General features: G+C 33.0%; 5 protein-coding genes. All 5 read left to right on the forward strand.

From position 1 onward, the window contains the following. A partial coding sequence (locus CYP84_RS10700) for a hypothetical protein (RefSeq protein WP_219809655.1) occupies positions 1-200 on the forward strand: 200 nt, incomplete at its 5' end. Continuing rightward, positions 190-825 carry a hypothetical protein gene (locus CYP84_RS02760; protein ID WP_103636602.1) on the forward strand — a complete coding sequence of 212 codons (636 nt, stop codon included), beginning with the start codon at positions 190-192 and terminating at the stop codon, positions 823-825. The genes CYP84_RS10700 and CYP84_RS02760, both read left to right, overlap by 11 nt. Further along, entirely contained in the window at positions 822-1,364 is a 543-nt protein-coding gene (locus CYP84_RS02765; RefSeq protein WP_103636603.1) for a hypothetical protein, read from the forward strand. The genes CYP84_RS02760 and CYP84_RS02765 overlap by 4 nt, the downstream gene beginning before the upstream one ends. Next, on the forward strand, positions 1,364-4,213 hold the full coding sequence (locus tag CYP84_RS02770) for a type VI secretion system Vgr family protein (protein ID WP_180996367.1): 2,850 nt from the start codon (positions 1,364-1,366) through the stop codon (positions 4,211-4,213). The genes CYP84_RS02765 and CYP84_RS02770 overlap by 1 nt, the downstream gene beginning before the upstream one ends. Positions 4,214-4,275: 62 nt before the next feature. Continuing rightward, on the forward strand, positions 4,276-4,725 hold a 450-nt coding region (locus CYP84_RS02775), incomplete at its 3' end, for a hypothetical protein (RefSeq protein ID WP_180996368.1).

A 4,725-nucleotide genomic window follows, 5' to 3' on the forward strand; every position in this document is an offset into this window, starting at 1 on the left:
GAATGGATATGGTTGATAAATTTAGGGAACTACATAATTCAACCGATACCGATATCGAAATGTTTGAAAAAAGATTACAAGAAGAAGAAAACGAAAAAAGATTGAAAGAGCAACAAATGGACAAAAACATAACATCACCAACATCATCACTAACTAAGCCAGTGTATTTAGTATTTCATGGACAAACTAATGAAATTTAATAAAAATATAAAAGAAAATATAATAGGTAATTTGCTTGTGAGATACTATAAAGCTCATGATAAGATGGTTACTATTTTTATTTTGATAAGTTATTTTGTTTTTTCTTTGGGTATCTTTATATTGCCAAGCGATTTACTAAGTAAGTCTCAAACATGCCAAGAATTTGTAAATTTTATGAAGCAGTATTTTATTAATATAGAAATTTTTAGTGGAGTTAGCTCTTTTAAAGAAGAGATAGAATTTTATGTAAGTTATATGTGGATAGTTGGCTTGTTATGGGCTTTGGAAGCTGTTTTTTATACTATATGCCGTTTCTTTATTTTTTATAATAGTGAAACATCAGAGATGATTAAAAGACTTGATTTTAAATGGCTAATTTTTGGATTTTCATTTAGCATTTTTGCTATTTATGTATATTTTACTGGTTATATAGTGACAGATGGTATAAGCTTTTTTGCTTGGGATTACAGTGCAATGTTTCAAAGTAAGCTTGAAATTTTTATAGTTATCTCTCTTTTTCAAGCTCTTTTTTCAGGGTTTGGGGTTTATTTGTTAGCAGTATCAATATCTGTGCTTTTTTATAAGATTTTTTGTGTCAATACACAAAAAGGAAGGATGCTATGAGGTTTCTAGTAATAATATTATTCATAACATCTTTATATTCACATGAAGCAAACTGTACGGATATGTTTGGACTCATTTATAATAAAAATTTAAGTGATGTTGAAACGGCTAAGTATATAAAATACTACATAGATGATCTTGGATGTGATGCTAATGCTGGTATAAATTTACCAAATTTAACGATGAAAGCTAGCTTGCTAGAATTTGCTTATAGTGCAAATAAACCAAAAAGCATTGACAAACTTTTAGAAAAAGGTGCGATACCTAATGCGTGGTTAGCTGGCTCAATAGGATTAGACTTTTTGCTTTTTTTTGAAGAAAATGGCGTTAAGCTAGAAGGCCAGTCGCCAAGTCCTGAGCTACTAGAATTTATAAAAACTCAAAAATATAAAGAATTTAAAGAAGAGAAATTTAAGCTAATAAAAAAACTCCTAGAACATGGACAAGATCCAAAAGGCTATATCCTTTTACAGAAAGTATTAATGCTTGTAAATGATGAAAAAGATTTATTAGAATTGTTAAAAAGAGAGAATAAATAATGGATTTATTTAATATAAGCAAGAAGAAACTAGATATAAAAGATAAAATTTCTAATCCAATAGAAATTGACGATGAAACTACAGCAAATAAAGCTAAAAAAGTTATGGATGATTTCAATAGTTTTTATCCTAAACCACCAATAGTAGGAAAAATTTTTGATGTTGTAACAGAAGTGGCTAAAACAGGAGTTGATAATGATGAAGAAAGAAAATTTAGAATTTACAAGGAAATTAAAGATAAAGGAATATTAGAGGAAACAAAATCGGTATATAAAATTACCGATGCTGATATTAAAGAATTTGAAAAAAGATTACAAGAAGAAGAAAACGAAAAAAGATTGAAAGAGCAACAAATGGACAAAAACATAACATCACCAACATCATCACTAACTAAGCCAGTCATGCTAGCATCTGGCAACTCAGTGGCAACAGACGGCTTTGTGGATTATGGCGTATCTAACGATGCCTTCTCTACTCTTCAGATAGCAAACGATAAATTTATAGTCACAAGGGCTGATATAAATGAGAGTTTAGAGGATATATTTAGCATAGAGTGCTTTGCCTATATAAATTTAGTCAAAAATCCACTTTATGAAAATTTAGAGAGCATATATAATGATAACGCTCAAACTGGCATATATAGATACCTTGATAAAGGCATGAAGCTAAGCATAAAAAGACCATCTTCTACAAACAAGAGTATCATCCCAAGCAATAATGGCAGTGACTATATCTACTTTAGCGGCATAGTAAGCGATGTCGAGTATCTAGGCGTTGATGACGATAGTAGCACAAATATAGACAAAAAATACTTCTTCAAATTTAAACTCACATCTTCTCTATATAGACTAAGTATAAATAGAGCAAATAGAATTTACACAGATCAAAGCGTGCTTGAAGTGGTAAAAGAAATTTTGTCATTTAACAAGCAAAGGCTAACTAAAGAGCTGGACTTCTCAAACATCAAAAATAGCTACAATAAAAAAGAATTTATAGCGCAGTACAACGAAAGCGACCTGGCTTTTATAACAAGACTTTGCCATGATAGCGGCATATATTTTTATGAAGATAATGAGAAAATTTACTTTCATGATACCTTTATCCTAGCTTATAGCAACCAAGCTGAAGGCCTAACGCAAAGCGAACCTAGCAAAGGTAAAGAGGCTAGAAAAGTAAGCTTTAATGTAAATTTAAACAACAATCTCGCAAGCGAACACATAAATAAAATCACAAAGAGCGAAACTCTAAAAGCAAACAGCTTCACCCACTCATTTCAAAACACAGCCTATCCAAACGTGCTAGAGAGCAAAAATGAGAAGATATTTGACGAGCAGGTAAATATCTATGATAAGCATATAAATTTAGATGAGTATTCATTTAGTGATACGAGATTGCTTGAGGTCAGCACCTATCTTAAAAAGCTAAGAAGCGATATGCTTTTGAAAGAATTTGTCGCTAGTTCAAACGTCTTTGCTCTAAATTTAAACGACAATATCTCAGTCGCAATAGATCAAAGTAGCGGCGAGTATGAGTTTAAAATAATAGCTATAAAACACACTTATATAGACGAAAGCGTTTTAGAAAATACTCTAAATTTAGGTGACAATGTCCCTTTAAAAGATAAGAAATTTATAAGCTCATATACAAATGAACTAAGCATCATCCCAAGCAGCGTGAAATTTGTACCGAGCTATAAACAAAAGCCAAAAGCGCCTGACATCACTCTAGGCCTTGTTGTAGGACAAGATGGGCTAAATAGCCAAACAAACACCATCCATACGGATAGTTACGGCAGAGTAAAGGTAAGACTAAACGCCTTTAGCACGCAAGAGCAGATAGACAAAGACGACACCATAAACGCAAGCTATCATAAAAGTGCCTATCTAAGAGTGATCACACCTATCGCAAGCAACAGCTCTGGCTTCTTTGCGATACCTAGGGTCGGCGATGAGGTGATCATCTCATTTTTGCAAAACGACATAGATAACCCAGTGGTAAGCGGTAGCCTCTATAATGCCTCAAATATGCCACTAGTAAATGTAGATAACAACTACCATCAAACATCGCTTAGCTCAAAAACGATCGGTGCAAATGAGACTGGCATAAACGAGATCACTTTGTCAAACTTAAAAAACAAAGAGCAAATTTATGTAAAAGCAGAGAAAGACTACGACGAGCTAGTAAATAATGATTTTTCTCAAACGATACTAAACGACAAAAGCTCTCAAGTGCATGGTAGCTACACCGAAAGGGTCAAAAAAGCGCACATCCAAACGATAGATCTTGCTAAAAACGTAAATGTCGGCGGCGAATATCTAACGACGGTTGGACTTTCAAAAGATACGGTAGTAGGTGTCTCAAACACGTTAAATGTAGCTGTTGATGATACAACTAGAGTTGGTCAAGATAGACATGAGTTTGTCGGCAATGACAAATTTGTCGAGATAAAATCAAACCTCAATACAACCATACACAACGACGAAACTAAAGAGATAAAAGGCACTAAAGAGCAAAACATAGATGGTAGCTACAAGCTAAATTCTCAAAAGGGCATAAATGAGTTTAGTAACGAGCACATCGTGCTTCAGGCAAACAACTACATCGACATAAATGCTAAGTCAAATTTCACAACAAAAACAGCCGCGCAGCACACCGAGATGGCAGACTCTAAGTATAGCGAGATCGAGACGACATACGAGGTCAATGCTAAAAATGAGATCATCCACCAAGTAGGCAGCACCAAAGTAACCATAAATGGCGCAAGTGTCGTGATAGAAGTTGGCGGCATAAAAGCGATATTTGACAGCATGGGACTAAGAGTCATCGGCGGAGATATCAAGGCGTTGTAAAAAATATAAAAAGCAAAGAGGTCTTAAAATAGTATAAAGTAGCTAAGTAAGCAAGGGTAAAATTGAGAGACTATAACAAAAGACCAATAGTTATAAAGGACAAAAGCTTGCTCTTTGTATTCATTTTTGTTCTGCCAGTGCTTATTGTAGATTTTATTTATTTGTTGCTTGGCGCCAATCGCTTTTTGTCAGCTATCATAGCATTTGGTATTGTAGCTTATATATTGCCGTATTTTAAAAATAAAAATTATATTGCCATAAACTCTGATAGTGTGAAATTTTTGGAAAATGGCAATATTATAAGAGAGATAAAATTAAGCGAAGATTCCGAAATTTATAAAAGTTTTGAAAATCTAAGTAAGGAGTTAAAAGGAGCTAGGAGGTATTTGACAATGCCAGCAAGAATAGCTCTTTATCCTTTGACAATAATGTCAAATTTTATTTTTTGGCTTTTATTTAAAAGAAAAGTAAATTATAAATTTTATGAGTATATTATTTTAAAACAAAAAAGC

The sequence above is a fragment of the Campylobacter concisus genome (assembly GCF_002912425.1).
Taxonomy (GTDB): Bacteria; Campylobacterota; Campylobacteria; order Campylobacterales; family Campylobacteraceae; genus Campylobacter_A; species Campylobacter_A concisus_AH.